The sequence below is a fragment of the Streptomyces sp. CB02261 genome (genome assembly GCF_001905665.1).
In the GTDB taxonomy this organism is placed as follows: domain Bacteria; phylum Actinomycetota; class Actinomycetes; order Streptomycetales; family Streptomycetaceae; genus Streptomyces.
Window position 1 is genome coordinate 163,954 of the sequence record NZ_LIVX01000011.1, and the last position, 25,241, is coordinate 189,194.

18 protein-coding genes are annotated in these 25,241 nt (G+C 71.6%); 9 read left to right on the top strand and 9 right to left on the bottom strand.

Annotation, left to right across the window (positions count from 1 at the left end):
* Positions 1-19: 19 nt before the first annotated feature.
* The 3 genes from gltX to AMK29_RS30485 all read right to left on the bottom strand — a co-directional run bounded on the left by gltX (position 20) and on the right by AMK29_RS30485 (position 2,567).
* Positions 20-1,495, bottom strand: coding sequence for a glutamate--tRNA ligase (gene gltX, locus AMK29_RS30475; RefSeq protein WP_073819093.1), 1,476 nt, complete (start codon positions 1,493-1,495; stop codon positions 20-22).
* Entirely contained in the window at positions 1,488-2,282 is a 795-nt protein-coding gene (locus AMK29_RS30480) for a fumarylacetoacetate hydrolase family protein (protein ID WP_073819095.1), read from the bottom strand. Before AMK29_RS30480 ends, gltX begins: the two co-directional genes overlap by 8 nt.
* An 81-nt stretch (positions 2,283-2,363) precedes the next feature.
* Complete coding sequence (locus tag AMK29_RS30485) at positions 2,364-2,567, bottom strand: hypothetical protein (protein ID WP_073819096.1); 204 nt, start codon at positions 2,565-2,567, stop codon at positions 2,364-2,366.
* A gap of 569 nt (positions 2,568-3,136) precedes the next feature.
* Here AMK29_RS30485 and AMK29_RS30490 point away from each other — a divergent pair.
* The 8 genes from AMK29_RS30490 (at position 3,137) to AMK29_RS30525 (ending at position 13,857) form a co-directional block, all read left to right on the top strand.
* Positions 3,137-7,006: a sensor histidine kinase gene (locus AMK29_RS30490; RefSeq protein ID WP_073819098.1), complete on the top strand. Its 3,870-nt coding sequence runs from the start codon at positions 3,137-3,139 to the stop codon at positions 7,004-7,006.
* A gap of 9 nt (positions 7,007-7,015) precedes the next feature.
* On the top strand, positions 7,016-7,429 hold the full coding sequence (locus AMK29_RS30495; protein WP_030496942.1) for a roadblock/LC7 domain-containing protein: 414 nt from the start codon (positions 7,016-7,018) through the stop codon (positions 7,427-7,429).
* Between the two features lie 159 nt (positions 7,430-7,588).
* On the top strand, positions 7,589-7,993 hold the full coding sequence (locus AMK29_RS30500) for a DUF742 domain-containing protein (protein WP_024756254.1): 405 nt from the start codon (positions 7,589-7,591) through the stop codon (positions 7,991-7,993).
* Complete coding sequence (locus AMK29_RS30505; RefSeq protein ID WP_017235981.1) at positions 7,974-8,555, top strand: GTP-binding protein; 582 nt, start codon at positions 7,974-7,976, stop codon at positions 8,553-8,555. Before AMK29_RS30500 ends, AMK29_RS30505 begins: the two co-directional genes overlap by 20 nt.
* A gap of 339 nt (positions 8,556-8,894) precedes the next feature.
* Positions 8,895-12,221, top strand: a complete 3,327-nt coding sequence (locus AMK29_RS30510) for a sensor histidine kinase (RefSeq protein WP_073819099.1) — start codon at positions 8,895-8,897, stop codon at positions 12,219-12,221.
* A 7-nt stretch (positions 12,222-12,228) separates the two neighbouring features.
* Positions 12,229-12,642: a roadblock/LC7 domain-containing protein gene (locus AMK29_RS30515; protein WP_026057603.1), complete on the top strand. Its 414-nt coding sequence runs from the start codon at positions 12,229-12,231 to the stop codon at positions 12,640-12,642.
* Between the two features lie 92 nt (positions 12,643-12,734).
* A complete protein-coding gene (locus tag AMK29_RS30520) occupies positions 12,735-13,295 on the top strand; it encodes a DUF742 domain-containing protein (protein ID WP_073819243.1) in 561 nt (186 codons plus the stop codon).
* The gene (locus tag AMK29_RS30525) at positions 13,276-13,857 is read left to right on the top strand and encodes a GTP-binding protein (protein WP_015036414.1); all 582 of its coding nucleotides are present in this window, start codon (positions 13,276-13,278) and stop codon (positions 13,855-13,857) included. Before AMK29_RS30520 ends, AMK29_RS30525 begins: the two co-directional genes overlap by 20 nt.
* 150 nt (positions 13,858-14,007) lie before the next feature.
* Here AMK29_RS30525 and AMK29_RS30530 read toward each other — a convergent pair whose 3' ends face one another.
* The 5 genes from AMK29_RS30530 to AMK29_RS30550 form a co-directional block, all read right to left on the bottom strand.
* Entirely contained in the window at positions 14,008-14,202 is a 195-nt protein-coding gene (locus tag AMK29_RS30530) for an acyl-CoA carboxylase subunit epsilon (RefSeq protein WP_073819101.1), read from the bottom strand.
* A 14-nt stretch (positions 14,203-14,216) separates the two neighbouring features.
* Complete coding sequence (locus AMK29_RS30535) at positions 14,217-15,800, bottom strand: acyl-CoA carboxylase subunit beta (RefSeq protein ID WP_073819102.1); 1,584 nt, start codon at positions 15,798-15,800, stop codon at positions 14,217-14,219.
* A 163-nt stretch (positions 15,801-15,963) separates the two neighbouring features.
* Positions 15,964-18,288: a polysaccharide lyase 8 family protein gene (locus tag AMK29_RS30540; RefSeq protein WP_073819104.1), complete on the bottom strand. Its 2,325-nt coding sequence runs from the start codon at positions 18,286-18,288 to the stop codon at positions 15,964-15,966.
* Between the two features lie 122 nt (positions 18,289-18,410).
* Positions 18,411-22,268, bottom strand: coding sequence for an endo-alpha-N-acetylgalactosaminidase family protein (locus AMK29_RS30545; protein WP_073819106.1), 3,858 nt, complete (start codon positions 22,266-22,268; stop codon positions 18,411-18,413).
* 128 nt (positions 22,269-22,396) lie between these two features.
* The gene (locus AMK29_RS30550; RefSeq protein ID WP_073819108.1) at positions 22,397-22,906 is read right to left on the bottom strand and encodes a hypothetical protein; all 510 of its coding nucleotides are present in this window, start codon (positions 22,904-22,906) and stop codon (positions 22,397-22,399) included.
* 248 nt (positions 22,907-23,154) lie between these two features.
* Between AMK29_RS30550 and AMK29_RS30555 the strand changes: the two genes are divergently transcribed.
* On the top strand, positions 23,155-23,766 hold the full coding sequence (locus AMK29_RS30555; protein WP_073819110.1) for a YceI family protein: 612 nt from the start codon (positions 23,155-23,157) through the stop codon (positions 23,764-23,766).
* A 275-nt stretch (positions 23,767-24,041) separates the two neighbouring features.
* On the opposite strand, the gene AMK29_RS30560 is transcribed toward AMK29_RS30555, so the two are convergent.
* The gene (locus tag AMK29_RS30560; protein ID WP_073819112.1) at positions 24,042-25,193 is read right to left on the bottom strand and encodes a serine hydrolase domain-containing protein; all 1,152 of its coding nucleotides are present in this window, start codon (positions 25,191-25,193) and stop codon (positions 24,042-24,044) included.
* Between the last annotated feature and the right edge of the window lie 48 nt (positions 25,194-25,241).

Consider the following 25,241-nt stretch of genomic DNA (forward strand, 5'->3'; position numbering starts at 1 on the left):
CCGTACCGCGCGGCAGGGGTCAGCCGGCGAGCTTCGCCAGAGCCGCGTCGATGCGGCTCAGGGTCTTCTCCTTGCCCAGGATCTCCAGGGACTCGAAGAGGGGCAGGCCGACCGTGCGGCCGGTGACCGCGACGCGGACCGGGGCCTGGGCCTTGCCGAGCTTGAGGCCGTGGGCCTCGCCGGCGACCAGGACCGCGTTCTTGAGGGACTCGGGGTCGCTCCAGTCGGCGTCCACGAGCTTCTCGCGGGCCGTGGTGAGCAGCGCGGCCGGCTCGCCCTTCATCGCCTTGTCCCACGAGGGCTGGTCGAAGACCGGCTCCGGGAGGAAGAGGAAGTCGACGTTGGCCGTGATGTCCGAGAGGACGGTGATGCGGGTCTGGGCGTGCGGCGCGATGGCCTCCCAGGCGGCGCGGTCGAAGTCCTCGGGCGCCCAGTCGGCGTGCGGGGCCTGGAGCCAGGGCTCGCAGGCCTCGGTGAAGGCCTTCACGTCCAGCATGCGGATGTGGTCGGCGTTGATCGACTCGGCCTTCTTGAGGTCGAAGCGCGCCGGGTTGGCGTTGACGTCGGCGATGTCGAACTTCGCCACCATCTCGGGGATGGTGAAGATGTCCTGGTCGGCCGAGAAGGACCAGCCGAGGAGCGAGAGGTAGTTCAGCAGGCCCTCGGGGAGGAAGCCGCGCTCCCGGTAGAGGTTGAGGGAGGCCTGCGGGTCGCGCTTGGAGAGCTTCTTGTTGCCCTCGCCCATGACGTACGGCAGGTGGCCGAAGGCGGGGATCTCCTTGGCGACGCCCAGCTCGATCAGCGCCTTGTAGAGCGCGATCTGGCGCGGGGTGGAGGAGAGCAGGTCCTCGCCGCGCAGGACGTGGGTGATCTCCATCAGGGCGTCGTCGACCGGGTTCACCAGGGTGTACAGCGGGGCGCCGTTGGCCCGGAGGATGCCGTAGTCCGGCACGTTGTCCGGGGTGAAGGTGAGCTCGCCGCGGACCAGGTCGGTGAAGGTGATCGGCTCGTCGGGCATCTTGAAGCGGACGATCGACTCGCGCCCCTCGGCGCGGTAGCGCTCGATGCGCTCGTCGCTCAGTTTGCGGCAGGTGCCGTCGTAGCCCGAGGGCTTGCCGGCCAGACGGGCGGCGTCACGGCGGGCCTCCAGCTCCACGGCGGTGCAGAAGCAGTGGTACGCGTACCCGCCGGCGAGCAGCTTGTCGGCGACGTCCTTGTAGATGTCCATCCGCTGCGACTGGCGGTACGGCGCGTGGGGGCCGCCCTTCTCCGGACCCTCGTCCCAGTCGAGGCCCAGCCAGCGCAGCGAGTCGAGCAGCTGCTCGTACGACTCCTCCGAGTCGCGCGCGGCGTCGGTGTCCTCGATGCGGAAGACCATGGTGCCCTCGTTGTGCCGGGCGAAGGCCCAGTTGAAGAGAGCGGTGCGGACCAGGCCCACGTGGGGGTTGCCGGTCGGCGAGGGACAGAAACGGACGCGGATGTTCGCGTTAGCCACGCTTGATCACCCTATTGGTGAGAGTGCCGATGCCTTCGATGGTGACGGCGACCTCGTCGCCGACGTTGAGGGGGCCGACCCCGGCGGGAGTGCCGGTGAGGATGACGTCGCCGGGGAGCAGCGTCATGGCCTCGGTGATGTGGACGACCAGGTCCTCGATGGAGCGGATCATGTCGCTCGTCCGACCCAGCTGGCGCTGCTCGCCGTTGACCGTGGCCTGGACGGTCAGGTCGCTCGCGGTGGCGATGCTCATGCCCGTCTCCACCCAGGGGCCGAGGGGGCACGAGGTGTCGAAGCCCTTGGCGCGGGCCCACTGCTTCTCGCGCTGCTGGGCGTCGCGGGCGGTGACGTCGTTGGCGCAGGTGAAGCCGAAGACGACGTCCTTCACGCGCTCGCGGGGCACCTCGCGGCACATGCGGCCGATGACCACGGCCAGTTCGGCCTCGTGGTGCAGCTCGCTGGAGAAGGAGGGGTACTCGATGGCGTCGCCGGGGCCGATCACGGAGGTGGTGGGCTTGAAGAAGGCGACGGGGACGTCGGGGACCTCGTTGCCGAGTTCGGCGGCGTGCTCCGCGTAGTTGCGGCCGATGGCCACGACCTTGTTGGGGAGCACGGGCGGCAGGAGCCGTACCTTGCTCAGCGGGACCTTGGTGCCGCTGAGCTCGAAGTCGGTGTACGGAATGCCCTTGATGATGTCGAGGACGAGACCGCCGGACTCGACGGTTCCCTCGCCCTCGACGGCGCCGAAGGCCACATTGCCGTCGATGGAGAATCTGGCGATGCGCACGAGTGCTGTCGCCCCTCACTTGCTGCTGGCTGGAGTCTGACGCTCCAGGCTAACGCGGCGCGGGGCTGCCGACCTGCGAAATCAGCGGGACGCGGCGGCGTACGGCTCGGGCTGGTAGGGGGCCGGGGGCTGCATGAGGATGGTGCGGCGGGGGTTGGCCGTCCTGGTGGGCAGCTCGGCCGCGTACTCCGGCCGGGCGCCCCGGTCGAGCTCTGCGGCGTCCGTGAGGTGGACGAGGGTGGAACGGCGGGGGTTGGCCGTGGTGCCGGGCGTCGTCGTCTTCATCGCGGTGATCTGACCTTGTTCCGGAACGGGCGCCGCATGCGGGCGCGTGAGGGTGTAAAGCGTCAGGCTAAACATGCGATTCCCTTCGAATGCATGGCTAAGACATCGATTCTCGTGTGAGTTTGCTCACCACCGCTCTCACATTCCGGGCATTACGGACCGTCGTCTGTCGCCACGGAAAGGGACATTCCGCCACTGAATGCTCTATTCCGCTCCTGATCATGTCGACTGGGACACAGGGGCATGCGCAGCCATTGGAGGGGAAAAGTCCTAATCCTCCGCGATCATCTTCTACATGCGGTGACACTCCGCGCACGGGTTGTCATGACCCTCCCGGCGCGACACGCGGCCCTTGTTGGAGATCCGGCACTGTGCTGGAATTCCACGCACCGCCGCGGGTTTCAAGCCGGCACGCAGGGGGCGCAACGCAGCGCCGGCCGAGTGGCGGGAAAGGGGGAACTGCGCCGGTCACCGACGACCACATGGGGTGCTCCACACACCCCGAACGACGCCGACACCGTCCTCTCCGTTCATCCGGAAGGACGCCTGGTCCAGAGGTTGCGACGCTAGTGCAGGGACGTTTCAAGAGGGATGGCTCGGGGTCTCCCCAGGCCCGCAAGGGCCGAGCGGACACTCCGGCGGAGCAGGAACCGCGTGCCGGGACCGACCGCGGTCCCTCGGCCCCGCACACCCCGAACCAGGGTCAGGGACCGTCCGGCGACGGCGGTGACGGCGGCAGGCGCACGAGCGCCGCGGCCGCCTCCGCCGAGCCGTCCGACGCACCCCCCAAGGCCAGGGCCGAGAACGAGGTCGGCCCCCGAATAGCCCTGCGCAACTGGCGCATCTCCACGCGCCTGGTCGCCCTGCTGACCCTCCCCGTGGTCGCCGCGACCACCCTGGGCGGCATCCGCATCAGCGAGTCGCTCCAGGACATGGAGCAGCTCGACCACATGCAGCTGCTGACCAAGCTGACCCGCGAGGCGACCGACCTCGCGCAGGCCCTGCAGGCCGAGCGCGACCTGTCCGCGGGCCCCCTGGTCAACGGCCGCCCGGTCAGCGACTACCAGGTCGCCAACCCGCGCCGGAAGACCGACCTCGAGTACAAGGCCTTCCTGGAGGCCACCGAGGACATCCCGGCCACCGAGGGCGACGAGGCGCTGCGCAGCATCCGCCAGAACGTCAGCCAGATCGCCTCGCAGGTCATCCAGCTGAACACGATCCGGGGCAACGCCTACGAGAAGGGCGTCTCCCACTCGGTGACGGTCGAGGCGTACAGCCGTCTCATCCGCTCGCTGCTCAGCCTCTCCCAGGACATGGCGCAGGCGACCAGCAACCCCGAGATGATCAAGCGGACCCGGGCGCTCGCCGCGTTCTCGTCCGCCAAGGAGTACGCCTCCATCCAGCAGGCGATCATCGCGGCGGCGCTGCCCGCGAACGACCGGACCTCCGGCAAGATCCAGCAGGGTGACCGCCTCTACGGTGAGGCCGCGCTCAACTCCGAGGGTGTCGAGCTCAAGTCCTTCCAGGCGATCTACGAGTCGACCGGTGGTGACGCCACCGAGCGGACGGCGTCCCTGAACACCGGCAACCCGTCGATCACCGCCGCCGAGAAGTACGCCGAGCGCGTCCTCAACATGGACGACGCCATGCAGAGCGGCGCCAGGCGCGGTCACCTGAACTTCACCGACGAGTACGGCACCAAGATCGCCGCCATGAACCGCATCGAGCGCGGTCTGCTCGGCGACATGGAGACCATGGCCCGTGAGCTGCGGCAGGAGTCGCAGCGCGAGGCCATCATCAACGGTGCGCTGATCCTCCTCGTCCTCGGCGTCTCGCTCATCGGCGCCTTCGTCGTGGCCCGGTCCATGATCCGCTCGCTGCGCCGCCTCCAGGACACCGCCACCAAGGTCGCCCAGGACCGGCTGCCCGAACTGGTCAAGCAGCTCTCCGAGTCCGACCCGCAGGACGTCGACACCTCCGTCGAGTCCGTCGGTGTGCACTCCCGCGACGAGATCGGCCAGGTGGCCGCGGCCTTCGACGACGTGCACCGCGAGGCCGTCCGCCTCGCCGCCGAGCAGGCCCTCCTCCGGGGCAACGTCAACGCGATGTTCACCAACCTGTCGCGCCGCTCCCAGGGCCTCATCCAGCGCCAGCTCTCGCTCATCTCCGAGCTGGAGTCCCGCGAGGCCGACCCGGACCAGCTGTCCTCGCTCTTCAAGCTCGACCACCTCGCGACGCGTATGCGCCGTAACGGTGAGAACCTCCTCGTCCTCGCCGGCGAGGAGCCGGGCCGCCGCTGGACCCGCCCGGTCCCGCTGGTCGACGTCCTGCGTGCCGCCGCCTCCGAGGTGGAGCAGTACGAGCGCATCGAACTGGCGGCGGTCCCGGCGACCGAGGTCGCCGGCCGGGTCGTCAACGACCTCGTGCACCTCCTCGCCGAGCTGCTCGAGAACGCCACCTCGTTCTCCTCCCCGCAGACCAAGGTCCGGGTCACCGGCCACGCGCTGCCCGACGGCCGCGTGCTGGTCGAGATCCACGACACCGGCATCGGCCTCTCCCCGGAGGACCTCGCCGCGATCAACGAGCGGCTCGCCTCGCCGCCCACCGTGGACGTCTCCGTCTCCCGCCGCATGGGTCTCTTCGTGGTCGGCCGCCTGTCCCTGCGACACGGCATCCGCATCCAGCTGCGTCCCTCCGACTCGGGCGGCACCACCGCGCTCGTCATGCTCCCGGTCGACGTCGCCCAGGGCGGCAAGAAGCCCATGCCGAAGCCGGGTGCCGGTGGCCAGGGCGCGATGCCGCAGGGTGCCTCCGCTCCGGGCGGCCGGCTTCCCGGCGGCCCCGGCGCGGCCGGTGGCCCCGGCGGCGGACGTCCGGGGCAGGGCGGCGGACCGTCGGCGAACGGCGGCCTGCTCGGCGCCGGAGCCCCGCGCGGTCAGGTCGGCGCGGGCGGTCCCCGGGCCGCGCTGCCCGCCCGTGACGGCGCTCCGCTCGCGGGTGGCCCGCAGGGCGCGCCCCAGACCCGTGCCCCGCAGCCGCAGAACGCCCAGCTGGACCAGACCGGCCGGCTGCCGCAGGTCCCCCCGGCCCCGCAGGCGCCCCAGGCCCCGCAGAGCCAGGACCCGCTGCGCCCCGGCGGCGGTCTCATCGGCGGCGCCGCGAGCGCCATCCCCTCCCGTACCGACGTGTGGGGCAACAACAGCGGCCCGCAGGCCGGTCCCGGCGCCCCGCAGGCCGGTCGGCCGGGCGGGTACGAGGCCCAGCGCGCCGAGCTGCCGAACGGCAACGCCCAGCAGCAGCGCCCGCAGGCCGCGAGCTGGGGCAACGACCCGGCGCAGCAGCAGCCGGTGCGCCGCCCGCAGCAGGAGATGTCCCCGCTGGACGCCCCGCGCGGTCACGAGGAGCCGGAGACGACGGGCCTCTTCGGGGCCCCGGCGGCTCCCCAGGGCCCCGGTTCCACGGGCCAGTTCCCCCGGCCCGACTTCGGTGCCCCGCAGCAGCAGCCGCAGGGCCGCCCCCAGCAGGCCCCGCAGGCGTACCAGGGCGGTGCCCAGGACCCGGCGTCGACGGCGCAGTTCCCGCGCCCGGACTTCGACGCCCCGCAGGGCCCCGGCTCCACGGGCCAGTTCCCCCGCCCGGACTTCGGTGCCCCGCAGGGCCCCGGTTCCACCGGTCAGTTCGCGCGTCCCGACTTCGGCGCGCCGCAGCAGCCGCAGGGCCGGTCGGCTCCGCAGCAGTACCAGGGCGGCCAGCAGCAGCAGTTCGGCCAGCAGCCCTTCGTACCGCAGGCGCAGCAGCAGGCTCCGCAGGCGCCCGCCCCCCGTCAGCGTGACGGCGGTGACTTCGGTGCCCGGCGTCCGGGCTCCGAGCCGGTCCAGCAGCAGCCGCAGCCGCGTCAGCCGCAGCTCGGGCAGCCGCGCCGTCCGGAGGCGCTGCCGCCGGCGAGCGGCGCGGGCGACGGCCGGACGCCGCTGTACGACACGCTGGAGACCAACTGGCACCAGCAGGGGCAGGGCTCCGGCGCCGGTCGCGTGCCGGACGCGGCGCAGACGGCGCAGACGCCCGTCGTGCCGCAGCCGTCCGCCCCGGCGCCCCGGCAGGCCGGTGACCCGGCCGCCGACGCCAACCGGCAGAACGGCGGGGCCGCCTGGCGGACCTCGCCCAACGACGAGCTGGTGCGCCAGGCGGAGCGGGTGCGCAAGCCCGCGGCCGGCGGCGTCACCACCTCCGGCCTTCCGCGGCGCGTGCCGAAGGCCAACCTCGTGCCCGGGACCGCGCAGGAGCAGGCCCACACGGCCGGCCCTCAGGTCTCGCGCGCACCCGACGACGTCCGCGGCCGGCTGACCAATCTGCGCCGCGGCATCCAGCAGGGCCGACAAGCGGGCAACTCGACCACGGGTAGCATCCACCTCGGTCCGAACCATCAGCAGGAGCGCTAGTTGAACGCGATGAGCCAGGCGGCGCAGAACCTGAACTGGTTGATCACCAACTTCGTGGACAACACCCCCGGGGTGTCGCACACGGTGGTGGTCTCCGCCGACGGACTCCTGCTCGCCATGTCCGAAGGTTTCCCCCGTGACCGCGCCGACCAGCTGGCGGCGGTCGCGTCCGGACTGACCTCGCTGACCGCGGGCGCGTCCCGGATCTTCGAGGGGGGCCCCGTCGCACAGACGGTCGTGGAGATGGAGCGCGGATTCCTCTTCCTCATGTCCGTCTCCGACGGTTCCTCACTGGCCGTGCTCGCGCACCCCGAGTGCGACATCGGCCTCGTGGGTTACGAGATGGCGCTGCTCGTCGACCGGGCCGGCAGCGTCCTCACCCCGGACCTCCGCGCGGAGCTCCAGGGCAGCCTGCTCCACTAGCCGGTCCCCCACCCCGGACAACCTCACCGCACGACCGACCGACAGGGCGGTACGCCCCTCCGTACCGCCCTGGGCACCGTTCACCGTCCGGCCGCCCCACCCGGCCCCCCACCGGCCCCATCAGACGGCAGATGCTTTGCTGTCACGCCCGGAGGATTCATGACCCCGCCCCCCGCCTCTCACGATCCGTACGGCGCCTCAGTCGACGAGTACGGATACGAGGGCGACCAGCCGCTGGTGCGTCCGTACGCGATGACCGGCGGCCGGACCCGGCCGCGCTACCAGCTCGCCATCGAGGCACTGGTCAGCACGACGGCCGACCCGGCACATCTCGCCACCCTGCTCCCGGAGCACCAGCGGATCTGCCACCTGTGCCGCGAGGTGAAGTCGGTGGCGGAGGTGTCGGCGCTGCTGTCGATGCCGCTCGGTGTCGCCCGCATCCTCGTGGCCGACCTGGCGGAGGCCGGCATGGTGGCCATCCACCAGCCGGGCAACGGAGAGACCGGCGGCACGCCGGACGTGACTCTGCTCGAAAGGGTGCTCAGTGGACTTCGCAAGCTCTAGCGGCGGCGCGGCCCGTTCAACCACCAGCGCGAAGATCGTGGTGGCGGGTGGCTTCGGCGTGGGCAAGACCACGTTCGTGGGCGCCGTCTCGGAGATCAACCCGCTGCGTACCGAAGCCGTCATGACGTCGGCCTCGGCGGGCATCGACGACCTCACGCACACCGGTGGCAAGACGACGACGACCGTCGCCATGGACTTCGGCCGCATCACCCTGGACCAGGACCTGATCCTGTACCTGTTCGGTACGCCGGGGCAGGACCGGTTCTGGTTCATGTGGGACGACCTGGTCCGCGGCGCCATCGGCGCCGTCGTCCTCGTCGACACCCGTCGTCTCGCCGACTGCTTCCCGGCGGTCGACTACTTCGAGAACTCGGGCCTGCCCTTCGTCATCGCCCTCAACGGCTTCGACGGGGCCCAGCCGTACCAGCCGGAGGAGGTCCGCGAGGCCCTCCAGATCGGCCCGGACACCCCCATCATCACCACCGACGCCCGCCACCGTGCCGACGCCAAGAGCGCGCTCATCACGCTCGTCGAGCACGCCCTCATGGCCCGGCTCAAGTAGCGGGGTCGGTCCGGGCGGTGTCATATGCCGCTGCCAGGGGCGGTCTGTGTCCTTCGACACGGCCGCCCGGGGGTTCATAACGTTTCGACAGAGAATTGGAGCGTCCTGGACACACGACGCATCCGATCGGTGTCACTGCGCTCACATGAGCCCCGCCATTTGGCGGGGCTCGCTCTTTATGCCCGTTTTATGTGCGGCATGGACCACTGAGGGGGGCCGTATCCCACTGTTTGGAACGGACCCCCATCACGTGCTGCAATTCATGAACTCCCGAGTAGTACGGCCCTGAACGAAACACCGGCACAACGTAGGTGCCGACGCCGAGAGGTTGTTGGTCGAGTGAGGCGAAGCAAGGAAAGCTCCGCGGAGCAGGACACGCGGGGCGCGCGGGGCAACTTCACGCCGCCGTCGCGTACTGCCGTGTCGCCCGCGGACGTGCCCGTGACACCGCCGCCGACCGCGGCCGAGGCCAAGGGAAGCTCCAGCAAGCTGTCGCCCCGCAACTGGCGGGTGCCCACCCGGCTGAACGCGATCCTCCTCATACCCGTGCTCGTCGGCCTCGTCATGGGCGGCTTCCAGGTCAAGGGCGCGATCGACACCTGGCAGGAGGCGCAGGACGCCGAGAAGACGGCGCTCATCGTGCGCGCCGCCTCGGAGTACAGCACCGCCCTGCTCAACGAGCGCGACCTCACCGCCGGTCCGCTGCTCGCCGCGAAGAGCGCCGAGGACCGCAAGAGCGACGAGGTCACGCGGGCGTACGCCGCGACCGACGCCGCCCGGGTCAAGTTCGACGAGGCCGCCAAGAACCTGCCCTCGGGCCAGGGCCTGGAGCGCCGCCTGCGCCTCTTCAAGGACGAGGAGCCGAAGCTCGACGCGCTGCGCAAGGCCGCGTACACCCGCTCCCTCGACCCGGTGAACACCCAGCTCGGGTACACCGGCGTCCAGCACTACCTCACCGAGTTCTCCAACGAGCTCGGTCTCGGCACCGGCAACGTCACGGCCTACGGCCGCAGCGTCTACGCCGTCCAGCTGGCCAAGGGCGCCGAGTCCCTCCAGCGCTCGATCGGCACCCAGCTCCTGGTCCGGCCCAGCCGCCAGGAGGCCGTCTTCGCCCAGCAGTCCGTGGCGTTCAACTCGTACAACTACCTGGAGCAGATCGCCCTCGGCGAGTACGCCTCCGGCGGTATGCCCGAGGACGTCGAACTGCTCAAGAAGGTCATGGCCGGCAAGGCCGCCGAGGGCGCCAAGCAGATGCAGGCCGCCGGCGTCGAACTGCCCAAGGGCAAGGACGGCTCCGTCTACTCCGGCGTGGCCTCCGCGATCGGCACCGCCAAGAACCCCGACGCGCTCGCGGCCCTGAAGTCCAAGGGCATCACGGCCGAGTCCTGGATGGCCGTCGCCACCGCCAAGTTCGAGGGCTACTCCGAGGTCGAGAAGGTCCTCGTCGACAAGGCCGTGAACGAGGCCGTGAAGATCTCCGACGAGGCCAAGACGGACGCCTGGGTCATCGGCGGCATCGTCGTCGTCGCCCTGCTCGCCGCGTTCATCCTCGCCGGGATGATGGCCCGCCAGATGAGCCGCTCGATGCAGCAGCTCCGCACCGCCGCCTTCGGCATCGCCGAGCAGCGCCTGCCGATGCTGGTCGACCAGCTCTCCCGCACCGAGCCGGGCCGCGTCGACACCCGCGTCCAGCCCATCCCGATCGACACGCAGGACGAGATCGGCGAGGTCGCCCGCGCCTTCGACCAGGTCCACCGCGAGGCCGTCCGGCTCGCCGCCGAGCAGGCCATGCTCCGGGGCAACGTCAACGCGATCTTCACCAACCTGTCGCGCCGCAACCAGTCGCTGATCGAGGGCCAGCTGACCCTGATCACGGACCTGGAGAACAACGAGGCCGACCCGGACCAGCTGGAGAACCTCTTCAAGCTGGACCACCTGGCCACCCGTATGCGCCGCAACGGCGAGAACCTCCTCGTCCTCGCCGGCGAGGAGCCCGGCCGCCGCTGGGACCAGCCGGTCCCGCTGGTCGACGTCATGCGCGCCGCCTCCTCCGAGGTGGAGCAGTACGAGCGCATCGAGCTCGCGGGCGTCCCGGAGGCCGAGATCCACGGCCAGGCCGTGACCGACCTCGTCCACCTGCTCGCCGAGCTCCTGGAGAACGCCACCACGTTCTCCTCCCCGCAGACCAAGGTCCGCGTCACCGCGACCCGTCTCCCCGACGGCCGCGTGATGGTCGAGATCCACGACAAGGGCATCGGTCTCACCGCCGAGGACTTCGCGGACATCAACCACAAGCTGGCCAACCCGCCGACCGTCGACGCGGCCGTCTCGCAGCGCATGGGCCTGTTCGTGGTCGGCCGCCTCGCCGACCGCCACGGCATCCGGGTCCAGCTCCGCCCCTCGGGCGAGCAGGCCGGCACCACCTCGCTCGTGATGCTGCCGGACGCGATCACCCACGGCGGTGGCGGCGAGCAGCCGCTCCAGGACGACTTCACCGTCTCCCAGATCATTCCGCAGCAGCAGCAGAACGCGTTCGAGAGCGCGCCGCAGCAGCAGCCGATGCTGACCGCCGCCGACCTCGGCTTCGACGACTCGCGCTACGAGCAGCAGGCCGAGGAGGAGCGCCCGATCGACCCGGTCGACCGCTCGCTGAAGCGCGAGGGGCGGCGTGCCGCCCTGGAGGCCCAGGCGCAGGGCGGCGAGCGCCCGCTCTACCGCGACGAGGCCGAGCAGGCCGAGCAGCCGGAGCAGGCGGACGCGTACGGGCACCAGGGCCAGGAGTACGGCCAGGGCCAGGAGTACGGGCAGCAGCAGGCCCAGGAGTACACGGCCGAGCAGTACGCCCCGGCGCAGGAGTACGGGCAGCAGCAGCCCCAGCAGACGCAGGGGTACGGCCAGGAGTACGCGGGCGGCTACGCCCCGCAGGACCCGGCCGGTCTCCCGCAGCAGGACGGCTACGCGTACCCGCAGCAGGGTTATGAGACGTACCAGCAGCCCGGCTATGCGGAAGCCTCGTACGAGGCCCCGGAGGCCGAACACCAGCAGTACGGCAATACGTTCGATCCCCAGTCCCAGCAGGCGGAGTGGCAGGATCAGAACACTTACGACAACGGCTGGCAGCAGCAGTACGGAGCGGAAACGGAATCTGCTCCGCGCGCTCCCGAACAGGCCCCCGAGCGCGTAGGCTTCGACCGTCCGGGTCCGACCCCGAGTGCCGCCCCGGACGCCGGTCACGCGCTGACCGATGCCGGACTGCCGCGCCGCGGCAGCGTCGCCTCGCAGAGCCAGCAGGTGCCGCAGCAGCAGGCACCGCAGCAGGCGAAGCCCGCGCAGCCGGCGCAGGAGCAGCAGCAGAACGAAGCCGACGGCCCCGAGGCGTGGCGCTCGACCAACGACGAGCGCTGGCAGCGGGCCGGGAAGCTCAAGGACCCGAAGGCGGGCGGGGTCACCTCCTCCGGTCTCCCCCGCCGGGTCCCGAAGGCCAACCTGGTCGAGGGCACGGCTGAGCAGACCCCGCAGGGCGGCCCCCAGGTCTCCCGCGCCCCTGAGGACGTACGGGGCAGGTTGAGCAACCTGCGCCGGGGCGTCCAGCAGGGACGCAGCGCGGGAACGGACACGAACGGATCGGGCCTCGGCCCGGGCAGTACCTACAACCAGGAGCGTTAGTGTGAGCATGAGCCAGGCGGCGCAGAATCTGAACTGGTTGATCACCAACTTCGTGGACAACACCCCCGGGGTGTCGCACACGGTGGTGGTCTCCGCCGACGGACTCCTGCTGGCGATGTCCGAGGGGTTCCCCCGGGACCGCGCCGACCAGCTGGCGGCCGTCGCCTCCGGACTGACCTCGCTGACCGCGGGCGCGTCCCGGATCTTCGAGGGCGGTGCGGTCAACCAGACCGTGGTGGAGATGGAGCGCGGCTTCCTCTTCATCATGTCGATCTCGGACGGCTCCTCGCTGGCCGTGCTGGCCCACCCCGAGGCCGACATCGGTCTCGTGGGCTACGAGATGGCCCTGCTCGTGGACCGCGCGGGCACCGTACTGACTCCTGACCTCCGGGCGGAGCTTCAGGGAAGTCTTCTCAACTAACAGACAGACAGTGCGTTTCGCGCCACCGCCCCGTAGGGTGCGGTGGCGCGGTTCCACGGGACATGGACCGCGAGGCAGTCGAGGAGGAGAACGTGGGAACACCACCGGGCGCAAGCCCCTACAACGGTTATGACGCGCACCAGGCGCCGCTCGGCGACACCGCGCAGAACCGGTTCAACTTTCCCTCCACACCGAGCAGACAGGGTGCGTCGCAGCCCTACCGGCAGCCTCAGGGTCCTTCCGCGGGCGCGCACGGCGCCTCGCGCGCTCCGTCCGCCGCCGCTTCCGGCGGCTCGGGCGGTTCCGGCGGGCACAACCCGCTGGTGCGTCCGTACGCGATGACCGGCGGCCGGACCCGGCCGCGCTACCAGCTCGCCATCGAGGCACTGGTCAGCACGACGGCCGACCCGTCCCGGCTGCAGGGGCAGTTGCCCGAGCACCAGCGGATCTGCCGGCTCTGCTTCGAGATCAAGTCGGTCGCGGAGATCTCGGCCCTTCTCTCCATCCCCCTCGGCGTCGCCCGAATCCTCGTCGCCGACCTGGCCGAGGCCGGACTCGTCGCCATCCACCAGCCGGGCGGCGACGCAGCCGCCGGCGGCCAGCCAGACGTGACACTGCTCGAAAGGGTGCTCAGTGGACTTCGCAAGCTCTAGCGGCGGCGCGGCCCGTTCAACCACCAGCGCGAAGATCGTGGTGGCGGGTGGCTTCGGCGTGGGCAAGACCACGTTCGTAGGCGCCGTCTCGGAGATCAACCCGCTGCGTACCGAAGCCGTCATGACCTCCGCCTCGGCGGGCATCGACGACCTCACGCACACCGGCGACAAGACGACGACGACCGTCGCCATGGACTTCGGCCGCATCACCCTGGACCAGGACCTGATCCTCTACCTGTTCGGCACCCCCGGACAGGACCGGTTCTGGTTCATGTGGGACGACCTGGTCCGCGGCGCCATCGGCGCCGTCGTCCTCGTCGACACCCGTCGTCTCGCCGACTGCTTCCCGGCGGTCGACTACTTCGAGAACTCGGGCCTGCCCTTCGTCATCGCCCTCAACGGCTTCGACGGAAACCAGCCGTACCAGCCGGAGGAGGTCCGCGAGGCCCTCCAGATCGGCCCGGACACCCCCATCATCACCACCGACGCCCGCCACCGCGCGGACGCCAAGAGCGCGCTCATCACGCTCGTCGAGCACGCCCTCATGGCCCGACTGCGGTAGTCCCGGCAGGCGTCCCACGGATGTGACAGGCCCCGCGCACCCCACCGGTGCTCGGGGCCTCGTCGTGCCGCCGGTGCGTTCCCGTGGCGTCCGGGCATGCCGAAGGCCCCCGCTCCGGTGGAGGAGCGGGGGCCTTCGGTACGGGCGGGGTCAGCGCCAGCTGTGCGGGGCGCGGAAGCCGTGCTCGCGCTCCAGGCGGCGCCAGCCGGCCGCGGTGCGGCCGTGGTGCTCGGTCTGCTCGGGCTGGGCGGCCGCGCGGGCGAGCAGCACCGCCGTGATGGCGGCGAGCTCCTCGGGGTCGGCGTGGCCCTTCTCGACGCGGAGAAGGTTGGCAGGGGTGGTCACGTGGATGACTCCTCTTACTGAGGCGGGTTGCCGTGCTTGCGGGACGGCAGGTCGGCGTGCTTGGTGCGGAGCATCGCGAGGGACCGGATGAGCACCTGGCGGGTGTCGGCGGGGTCGATGACGTCATCGACCAGGCCGCGCTCCGCGGCGTAGTACGGGTGCATCAGCTCGGCCTTGTACTCCTTGACCATGCGCGTCCGCATGGCCTCGGGGTCCTCGGCGTCCGCGATCTGCTTGCGGAAGATCACGTTGGCGGCTCCCTCGGCGCCCATGACCGCGATTTCGTTGGTGGGCCAGGCGTACGTCAGGTCGGCGCCGATGGACTGGGAGTCCATGACGATGTACGCGCCGCCGTAGGCCTTGCGCAGGATCAGCGAGATCCGGGGCACGGTCGCGTTGCAGTAGGCGTAGAGCAGCTTGGCGCCGTGCCTGATGATTCCACCGTGCTCCTGGTCGACGCCCGGGAGGAAGCCGGGGACGTCCAGAAGGGTGATGATCGGGATGTTGAAGGCGTCGCACATCTGCACGAAGCGGGCGGCCTTCTCGGAGGCCTCGATGTCGAGGACACCGGCCAGCGTCTGGGGCTGGTTGGCGACGAGACCGACGACCTGGCCGTCGAGCCGGGCGAGGGCGCAGATGATGTTGCGGGCCCAGCGCTCGTGGATCTCCAGGTAGTCGCCGTCGTCGACGAGCTCCTCGATGACCTTGTGCATGTCGTACGGGCGGTTGCCGTCGGCCGGCACCAGGTCCAGCAGGACCTCGGAGCGGCGGTCGGCCGGGTCCTCGGAGGCGACGGACGGCGGGTTCTCGCGGTTGTTCTGCGGGAGCATCGACAGGAGGTAGCGGACCTCCGCGATGCAGGTCTCCTCGTCGTCGTAGGCGAAGTGGGAGACACCGGAGACGCCCGCGTGGACGTCGGCGCCGCCGAGGCCGTTCTGGGTGATCTCCTCGCCGGTGACCGCCTTGACGACGTCGGGGCCGGTGATGAACATCTGCGAGGTCTCGCGGACCATGAAGACGAAGTCGGTCAGCGCCGGGCTGTAGGCGGCGCCGCCCGCGCACGGGCCGAGCATCACCGAGATCTGCGGGATGACACCGGAGGCGCGCGTGTTGCGCTGGAAGATGCCGCCGTAGCCGGCGAGCGCCGAGACGCCCTCCTGGATGCGGGCGCCCGCGCCGTCGTTCAGCGAGACCAGCGGGGCACCGGCCGCGATGGCCATGTCCATGATCTTGTGGATCTTCGTCGCGTGGGCCTCGCCCAGCGCGCCGCCGAAGATCCGGAAGTCGTGCGCGTAGACGAAGACCGTCCGGCCCTCGACCGTGCCCCAGCCGGTGATGACACCGTCGGTGTAGGGCTTCTTCGCCTCCAGGCCGAAGCCGGAGGCGCGGTGGCGGCGGAGCTGCTCCACCTCGCTGAAGGAACCAGGGTCGAGCAGCAGCTCGATGCGCTCGCGCGCGGTCAGCTTGCCCTTCGCGTGCTGGGCCTCGGTCGCGCGGTCGCTCGGGCCGCGGAGAGCCTGCTCGCGCAGGACGTGCAGCTCGGCCACACGGCCTCGGGCGTCAGCGGGCTCGCTCGGGATCTGGTCCACAACGGTCATGTACCGACCCTACGAAGTCGGACAAGAAAACCCCGCCGTCCACTCCGAACAGTCTCCCGTGTCGAATCCTGGCGAGGCTGGACAGAACACGGACCCGTCCAGCCCGAGTCAACAGTGAGACACCCCCCGTGTTTGTAGGGGTTCGACATAGACCTCGCCGGGCCTAGAGGAGGACCTCGCACCGGTGGGTGGCGCACGCCGTCCCCGGGGTGATCCGCAGCCGCAGCGTCCGGCCGGTCCCGAGCACCTCCACCGAGGGGTCGTGCGAGAGCACCCGGCGGACCGGTCCGTTCCAGACCACTTCGAGCGGCTGCCCGGTGCGGAGCGGTTCGGAGACCCTCAGATCGAGGACGGAACGGCGGCGCCGGACGAGGACGCTCACCGGCGCGGAGACGGTGAGGGGTCCCACCGTACCGGCCTGCCAGAGGTTCGCGGCGGTCAGTCCGAGAGACGGGACGGCTATCGCCTGCCGGTCGGCCGTGTTGTCGAGAACGCGCAGCCAGCCGGGGTCGGCGGCGCGGGCCGCGAGGGTACGCCGGGAGGCGCCCGGCATCAGGAGGTACGCGTACGAGGCGGCGACCGGGTCGGTGCCGTGATCCAGCCAGAGGGTCTGGTAGCGGCGGGTGCGGCGTTCGGTGGAGCTGGTCGTGTTGATGTCGCTCCAGGCGCCGGTGCGGTCCTCGCGGAGCGTGCGGAGATCTCCGGTGCCCCGCGGGAAGACCCAGCCGCCGTGCCCCTCCAGGTGGGCCCAGCCCCGGCCGGTGGTGAACGCCTGGGTGCCGCCCTCGCCGAGGAGCCGGTTGTCGACGACCGTCTCGACGGGCACGCCGTCGGTCGCGGTGATCCCGGCCCCGAGGCAGATGACGGCGTCCGCCGCGCAGAACCAGGACTTGCGGGCCTCCAGGGTGGAGCCGAGGCCCTTCAGATGCTGGCCGACGGCCGCGTACTCGCCGTCGGTGGCCCCGCCGACCCAGCGCACCGCCGGCCTGGGCGCCCCCCACTCGCCGCCCGCCCGGTCGGCGAGGCGCCTGGTGGAGACGGTGGTGCCGGGGAGGCGGTACGGGTCGACGGTGGGCCAGAACCAGTCGGTGTACTGGTCGCCGAGGTCCGGGGTCCACCAGGAGAGCATTCCGGCGCCGGTGTGCCAGCCGCGCGGGTTCTCGCCGTTGCCGCACTCGTAGAACGAGATCCGGTCCGAGGCCATGGCGATGCCGGCGGCCCACCCCGGTCGGCGGTGCACGGCCCGGTCCATGGCGGCGAAGAGGCGGTGGCCGGTGGGTTCGGGGGCGGCGGGGACGGGGGCGGCGGCCACGGCGTGCAGCCGGGCGAGGTCGGCGACGCCGAACTGACGGGCGGACAGGATCGGCGAGACGGTGTCGCGTTCGATCCAGCCCTTCACGCGCGCGTGCCAGCGGTCCCGCTCGGCGGCGGAGGCCCCGCCCGCGAGGAGGGCGATGGCGGCGATGACGCCCTGGCCGTGGAAGTGGTCGGAGCGCATGATCCGGCGGTCGTCGTTCCTCAGGTACCCGCGGCTGATGGCGCGGCCGTTGACGCTGTCCATCATCAGGCCGTCGAGGATGAGCGGCGCGTAGGCCTTCTCGACGCTGTCGAGGACGATCTGCCGGTTCGGGTCGGTGACGGCCCAGGTGGATCCGGCGAGGAGCGAGAAGAGCCGGCCGAGGCCGTCGAGCATGACCTGCCCGTAGGTGCCGGAGTAGGCGACCCAGGTGTGCTGGACGAAGGAGCCGTCGGCGTAGAGGCCGTCGCCCTCGGTCACGTACGGGAAGACGGGCGAGAGCGCGTCACGGGCGAGGGCGATCTTGGCCGGGTTCGCACCGACGACTCCGCGCAGGGCGACCGAGCGGCAGAGGTCGACGCGGTTGGCGCCGGTGGAGGTGCCGGTGTACCGCGTGAGCACCGAGTCGGGGACGAAGTGGTCGACGGCGGCGCACGCGGCGGCGATCCGCTCGGCGCCGAGGTGCGGGTGGAGCGCGGCCACGATGTCCATGAGGAGGCGCGGGCTGCCGATCTGCCACTCCCACCAGTTGCCGTACCGCGGGGCGCCGGCCCGGTAGACGGTGGCGGAGAGGTGGTCCAGGCCGCGCAGCACGTCGGCGAGGAGGCCCGCGTCGCCGGTGAGGCCGGTGCCGGGCTGTACGTACGCCTGGGTCATGGTCCACAGGCGGCTGTAGCCCTGGGTGATGCCGGCCGGCGGGTCGAACGGGGCGTCGGGCCAGAGGGAGCCCGCGGCCGGGGCCATGGCCGAGCGGAAGGCACGCGCGAGCGTGCCCGTCTCGGCGAGGCGTGAGGCGTAGGGCTCGGCCCCGGCGTCGAAGCCGGAGCCGAGCTGGAGGTCGAGCCAGCGCAGCCGCAGCGTCTCGAACTCGTTCTCCTCCGCCGCATGGGCGGCGGAGGGAAGTCCGAGGGCGGCCGCGGCTGCGGACGCGGAGATCAGGAAGGAGCGGCGGGACCAGGCGGAGACGGGCACGGGAGCCTCCCGGGGGAAGTGGTGGAGACCGTTCTGCGCCTGGTGTAGCACCGGTTTTCGGACGCAATCAATGAGCACGGCACGGACCCGGTGAAAGCGCTTTCCGCCGGGTCCGCGCGCCGTCAGCCTCCGCAGCGGAAGCGGGCGTCGCCCCAGTCCGCGTGGTCGTTGCCGTTGCCGTCGCCGCCGTCGTCGGCCACCAGGTCGACGTAGGAGGCTCCGGTGACGTCCGCGGTGAGCGACCAGGCCGGGTCCGTGGCCTTGAGGACCGGGGACTTCACCTTCTCGGCACCGTCCGCGAGCACGCTGAACCGGACGCTGCCCCGGGTGGCCTGGACGTCGTCCACACCGACCTGGGCGGTGAGGGTGGTGCAGCGGCCGCCCAGGTAGTAGCGGACCTTGGCGGGGGCGTGGCTGCCGAGACCCTTGGCGTACGTCACGCCCCCGATCCGCAGCGGGGAGCCGTCGCCGGTGCCCGTCTCGCCGTTGGAGAGGTCGCGCTCGACGGGCCCCCAGCCGTTGGTGGCCGAGGTCCAGTCCAGGTCGCTGGCCCAGCTGTCGGCGGTGGGCGGCGGGGGCAGGGTGCGGGCGGTGGTGGCGGCGGTGAGCTTCCGCTCCTCTCCCCCGAGGTCGTACGTGAGGGACGCGCCGAGGGTGTACGGCCGGTAGGGCGCGTCGACCGGCGGGGTCACCTGCCAGGTGGCGGTGGCGCTGCCGCCCGCCGCGACCGTGCCCAGGGTGACGGGGGCGGCCGGTTCGGCGGTCCAGCCCGCCGGGAGGGCGAGGACGGCCCGGGCGCCGGTGACCCCGGCGGTCTCGTCGTTGCCGAAGGTGGCCGTGACCCGGTTCGGGCGGCCGGGCTCCAGGGTGTCGGGCGCGGTGACGGTGAGCGTGCCGCAGGCGGCGCGCTCGGCGGCCGGGCCGAGGTCGGTGACGGTGAAGCCGTCGAGGACGAAGTCGGCGCCGTCGGGGGCGTCCCCGCGCTTGCGCAGTCCGGTCCAGGTGTCGCCGCAGCCCGCGGTGACGGTCTCGGAGAAGTGGCCGCTGGTCCTCTGCTGCCCGAGCGGGGTGCGCCGGGTCTCCACTGAGGTGCCGTCCGCGCGGTCGTAGCCGGTGATCCACTCGTACGCGCCCGCGTGGCTGGACTGGTAGGCGTACTCCACGCGGTAGCTGTGGCCGTCCTTCATCGGGACGGTCCAGGGCGCGGTGCGGTAGACGAGTCCGCTGTTCTCGTCGTGGGACTTGAGGGATTCGGCGCCGCCGATGACGTCGTCGATCAGCTTCCCGTTCCAGCCGGCCTGGGTGTACGGGGCGTGGAGCTGGGCGATGTGGGTGCGCGGGTCGGTCGTACCGCCGGAGTCGCCCTTGAGGAAGGGGCCCCAGCCCTGGTCGACGGCCTCGAAGTCCTCGTACACCAGGGTTCCGGCCTTGGTGGCGGGGGCGTTGGCGACGATCCGCACGTCGTCGATCCGGACGGTGGCGGCGCTGCCGCCCGCGGCCTGGATCCTCAGCGGGGTCGTGCCGCCGGCGGGTGCGGTGAAGGTGACCTTGGCGCGCTGGAAGCGGGTGCCGTGCCAGTCGGAGGCGGCGACCCGGTCCTGGAGCGTGGACCGTTCGACGGTGACGGAACGGCCGCCCGCGGAGAGGGTGGTGGGCCTGCTCGCGCCCGGCTGCACCTCGATCAGGGCGGAGGCGGTGTACCGGGCGCCGGGGGTGAGGCCGGTGATCCACCGGCCCACGGAGGCGGTGGCGGTGCCGGAGAGCTTCGCGCTGTTGCGGCCCTGGGCGTCGGTGTCACGGGTGACGGTGCCGGCCTTGGTCCAGCCGGAGAGCCGCGCGTCGTTGAAGCCGGGGTCCTCGACCGGGGTGCCCTGGCCCCACTGCGGGGCGCGCGGTGCGGGCGCGCGGTCGGGGTGGAGCACGTAGGGCTGGCCGGCGACGGCGTCGAGGGTGATCTTCCCGTCGACGGGCCGCACGGTCGCGGTCCGCACGCGCCCGTTGTCGGTGAGCTTGTACACGGAGTACGAGCCGGAGCCGGCCGGGACGGCCCAACTGGTCCTGCCACCGGACTTGTTGTAGTGGTAGAGCTTCTTTCCGCCGTCCCAGGGCAGCAGGTAGTCCTCGCCGTCGAGGACCTTGCGGCCGTGGTCGTAGAAGGTGCGGCGGCCGTTCTCGACGGTGCCCCGGACCTGGCCGGTGAAGGTGAGGTCGTCACCGTTCCAGCGGGTGATCCGCTGCTGCTGGAGGTACTTGGCGGGGAGGTTCCGCTGCCAGATGTTGGCGGTGAAGTCGTTCCAGTCGGTCTCGCCGGTCCAGCCCTCGAAGTCGACGAGCGCGGTCTGGCCGAGGACCGGGTGGTTGTTCCAGATGTCCTTCTCGCCGTTGCGGATGAAGCGGATGATCTGCGAGTTGAGGCCCTTGTTGGTGGCGCCGCCGTAGTCGAGGTCGTTGGCCCAGTGGGACCAGAGGGAGGACCGCTCGAACTTGTCGGACCACTCGGTGGCGACGTTCCAGCCCTGGGCCCGCACGGCCCGCGCCGTCTCGTCGGCGATCCAGCCGTGGGTGTAGTAGACGTCGATGTAGAGCGTGGAGAGGTTCCGGTCGGTTTCGTCGCGGAGCTGCTGGAAACGGCGGGCGAGGTCACCGCTGTTGATGTCCCGGCGCTGGTCGATGTAGTAGCTCTGGTTGAGCCAGTTCCAGCCGGGCCTGGTCTTGTCGACGAGGGTCTCGCTGAAGTTCTTCGCCTCGGGGTACGCCTCGGTTGCGTTGACGTGGACGCCGAAGTCGGCGCCCCACTTCCCGCCCTCGCGCAGGAGGACGTTGAGATCGGCGAGGCCGCCGGCCCGCTTGTTGTAGTTGCCGCCGTAGTCGGGGTGGGCGGAGTCGTGGCCCTCGGAGCCGTACCCCTTGAGCAGGGCGAACTGGCCGAGTCCGTCGGTGGAGAGCGAGATCCGCTTGACGTCGTCGAGGGTGCGCAGGAAGGGGTGGGTGGCCTGGGAGGCGAAGTTGAACGGGATGTGGGCGACGACCCGGTCGGGGGTCTTCTCGCTGCCGGGGGCCTTGATCCCGATCGTCCGGAAGGCGACGGCGCCGTCCTGCCAGTCGGTGGTGCCGTCGGCGTTGGCGTCGGGGGTGACGACGACCTTGGCCCAGGGCAGGCCGTCGCCGTCGGCGGGCTTCGGCGCGCCCTCGCCGCGGTAGGTCCACTGGCCGGACCAGACGCCGACGCGGGTCTCGGTGCCGTTCGTGCGGGCCTGGTGCCAGAAGCGGGCGCCGTCGCGTGCGGACGCGCCCGAGGGCTTGTCGTAGCTGGAGTTGGACTCGACGGCGGCGGCGAGCCGGCCGGTGTTGACGAGGGCGTAGGTCGCGCCCACGGGGGCGGCCTCGGCCGCGGTCGCGTCGGTGATCCGCGCGAAGACGTCGGCGGTGCGGGTGGAGTCCGGGTCGAGCCGGGTGAAGGCGGTCGCGGCGCCGGGGTCGGAGGATCCGACGGAGACCAGGTCGTGGCCGGGTATGTCGATGGTGCCGACCCGGAAGCCCTCGGTGTCGCGGACCGCGGTCACCCGGAAGGTGGTGGTCCGCCCCTCGACGCCGAGGCGCGCGTCGATCTCGACGCCGGGCAGTTCGGGGAAGGTGAGGGTGTACGCGGCGGAGGTCGCGGTCAGGACGGGGGCGCCCTTGGCCTGGACGGCGCGGGCGGTGCCGTTGAGCACGACCCGTGTGACCGGGGCCGTACTGCCGAGGAGGCGGGCGCCGCTGGCGCGGTCGGTGTACGAGAGGACGCGGGGGAAGTCCTCGGCGACGGCGACGGACAGCTGGGCGGAGGTGATGACCGGGGTGGCGGCCGCGGCGGTCCCGGCGAGCGGCCCGGGGCCCGCGTCGCTCTCCGCCAGGGCGGGCCCGGCCAGGGCGAACACGGCGGACGAGGCTGCGACGAGCGCGCAGGCGGCACGGATTCTTCGCGAACGGGAGAGGGGCATGCGCCTAGTTGGCCCCGCCCCGTCGGCACCGTCAACGAGATCGCGCCGCGCGGGCCCCTCCAGTCCAAGAACCCCCTTCGGTTAGTCCAAGTGACCACCGGAGGGGGCTTCTCGGGCGCGGTGGGCGGTCAGCAGCCGCCGCAGTTGTAGAAGGTCACGTCCCAGTGGTTGCCCTCGTCGGCGTAGACGTTGCCGGCGCCGGACTTCCACTGCGGGGCTCCGTCACCGCGGACCCCGATGTAGGTGAAGGTGTTCTTGATGTAGTTGCCGAGGCACGTGTACTTGCTGAAGTCGAGCTTGTAGCCGTTCCAGTGGGAGTACGTACCGCTCGCGTGACCGGTCTCGGTGCCGCCGGTGATGTTGAGGGCGCAGCCGCTGGCGCTCTTGAGGGTCTGGGCGCCCTGGGCGGTGGCGAGGTTGAGCTGCTCGAAGGACGTGCAGGTGGGGTTGGAGCGGGTGGAGCAGCCGCCGGAGGAGGACCAGGTGATTCCGGAGGACCGGAACATCGAGGTCGCGGTGGCGTGGCTGATCTTGGTGACCGCGTGGGCCTCGCCTGCGGCGGTGAGGGCGCCGAAGCCGGGCGCGAAGAGCGCGCCGAGGACGAGGGCGAGGGCCGTGAGGACGGAGCGGAGCTTCATCGGGAGTGCCTCCTGCTGGTGACCGTGACGGGGGGTGGTCCTGGGGGTGCAGGTGGTTCTGGTGCGCGTCTCGCACCGGGATGATGCCGCAGTTCTACGCGCGTCCGCCAGAGGGCGGGGCGTCCCTCGTGCCACCGCGTGGGTGAACATCTCCCGGAGATGTTGAATGTTGAACGGAATAGGGCTACAGTCATTCTCGTTGAAGCTTCAACAACAGCGCTTCGACCCACACCGACAAGGAGCACGTCATGGGCATCTTCACCCGCAGGAGCAACGAGTCCGCCGTCGCCGTCGCCACCCTCCCGGTCGACCCGGCCCTGGCTGCCCTGACCGGCGACTACACCATCGACCCCGCGCACAGCAGCATCGGCTTCACCGTCCGTCACGCCATGGTCACCAACGTGCGCGGCACGTTCGCCGAGCACGAGGGCGCGCTGCGGCTCGACGGCGCGAACCCGGCCGCCTCCTCCGCCTCCATCGACGTCAGGATCGCCTCCATCGACACGGGCATCGCCGACCGCGACGGCCACCTCCGCAGCGGCGACTTCTTCGACGCCGAGCAGTTCCCGCTGATGAGCTTCCGCTCGACGGAGGCCGAGCAGCTGGGCGGCGACAAGTACCGGATCACCGGCGAACTGACCATCAAGGACGTCACCAAGCCGCTCTCCATCGACCTGGAGTTCAACGGCAGCGCCACGGACGTCTACGGCAACGAGCGCGTCGGCTTCGAGGGCTCCGCCGAGATCCTGCGCTCCGCGTGGGGCCTGACCTGGAACGCGGCCCTGGAGACCGGCGGCGTGATGGTCAGCGACAAGGTCAAGCTGAACTTCGACATCTCCGCGATCAAGAACGCCGCCTGACACCGGCCTCCTCGCGGGAGCATGGGGCCGCCTGGCTTCCGCCCCTCCTTCCGGGACCCTGGGGCCGCCTGACCCCAGCCCCCCTTTCGGGACCCGACGCCGTCCGGCCTCGTCCCTCCCCCGGCACACACGAGCGCGCCCGCCCTCCGCAGCAGCAGCGGAAGGCGGGCGCTCGGCGTTCACGCGGGCGGCGCGGCCGCCGGCGTTCACGCGGGCGGCGCGGCCGGGGACGGCTGGTCGGCCCCGACCCGGCCCCGACCCGGCCCGGCGCGGTCTCAGCGCCCGTTCGCGGCCGCCTCGACGACCACCGGGATCAGCCGGGCGTTCTCGGCGGCGCCGGGGCCGCCGGCGAAGGCGAAGCGACGGCGGGCGTAGCTGTAGGCGAGCCCGGTCGCCGGGTCGGCGAAGGACTGCGTGCCGGGGGCCCCGCTGTGCCCGACGGCGGCCGCGCTCAGGGCCGGGTAGCGGGTGGCGAGCGGGACGAAGCCGAGCCCGAAGGCGTTCTCCTCGCCCGTCACCAGGTCCACGCCCCGGGAGTGGATCCGGGCCACCTCGGCCAGGGTGTCCGGCTTCAGGAGCGGGGCGCGCCCGTCGAGCTCGCCGGCGACCGCCGCGTACATCCGCGAGAGGCCGCGCGCGGAGCCGACGCCACCGGCCGAGACCGGCGCCTGGGCCCGGACCGCCCGCGAGTTGGCGTACGCGACGATGTCGAACGGCGGGTCCGCGTGGAAGTTGAACGCGACGCCCATGAGGCTGTCCGGCGCGATCGGGTTCTCGGCGAGGAGCGCCTGCTCGGCGGGCGTGGGCAGCATCGGCAGGGCCGTACGGAAGCGGGGCTCCAGCTCTTCCGGCAGGCCCAGGTAGTAGTCGAGCGCGTACGGGGCGCGGACCCGCTCCTCGAACAGGTCCCGGATCGTCCGGCCGGTGGCCCGCAGGACCACCTCACCGACCAGGGCGCCGATGACCAGGGCGTGGTAGCCGTGGCCGGTGCCCGGCTCCCAGTAGGGGCGCTGCCCCGCGAGCCGGGCGGCGATGGCCCGGTCGTCCGCGAGTTCCTCGGCGCTGAAGCCGCCGTCGACGCCGATCGCACCGGACCGGTGGGCCAGCAGCTGGCGCAGGGTCACCTCGCCCTTGCCCTCGGCGGCGAACTCGGGCCACCAGGAGGCGACGGTGCGGTCCAGGTCGAGGACGCCGTCCTGGACCAGGAGGGCGGTGACCAGGGCCATGGCGCCCTTGGACGAGGAGTAGAGGCCGAGGAGCGAGTCCCCGTCCACCCCGTCGCCGCCCCAGAGGTCCACGACGAGCCGGCCGTGGTGGTGGACGGCGAGCTGCGCGCCTCCGTCGCGCGCCTCGTTCGCCACGACGGTGGCGAACTCCTCTCGTACGGATTCGAATCCTGGCTCCACCGTGCCGTGGACGTCACTCATGGCGCTACTCCCCCTGCAGGTCTCTGACGCGGTCGGAGACTGGAACGA

Coding starts and splice junctions, on each gene's coding strand:
- AMK29_RS30535 (WP_073819102.1), bottom strand. CDS start 15,800: ATGACCGTTGTGGACCAGATCCCGAGCGAGCCCGCTGACGCCCGAGGC.
- AMK29_RS30555 (WP_073819110.1), top strand. CDS start 23,155: ATGGGCATCTTCACCCGCAGGAGCAACGAGTCCGCCGTCGCCGTCGCC.
- AMK29_RS30485 (WP_073819096.1), bottom strand. CDS start 2,567: ATGAAGACGACGACGCCCGGCACCACGGCCAACCCCCGCCGTTCCACC.
- AMK29_RS30560 (WP_073819112.1), bottom strand. CDS start 25,193: ATGAGTGACGTCCACGGCACGGTGGAGCCAGGATTCGAATCCGTACGA.
- AMK29_RS30545 (WP_073819106.1), bottom strand. CDS start 22,268: ATGCCCCTCTCCCGTTCGCGAAGAATCCGTGCCGCCTGCGCGCTCGTC.
- AMK29_RS30515 (WP_026057603.1), top strand. CDS start 12,229: ATGAGCCAGGCGGCGCAGAATCTGAACTGGTTGATCACCAACTTCGTG.
- AMK29_RS30550 (WP_073819108.1), bottom strand. CDS start 22,906: ATGAAGCTCCGCTCCGTCCTCACGGCCCTCGCCCTCGTCCTCGGCGCG.
- AMK29_RS30500 (WP_024756254.1), top strand. CDS start 7,589: ATGACCCCGCCCCCCGCCTCTCACGATCCGTACGGCGCCTCAGTCGAC.
- AMK29_RS30495 (WP_030496942.1), top strand. CDS start 7,016: ATGAGCCAGGCGGCGCAGAACCTGAACTGGTTGATCACCAACTTCGTG.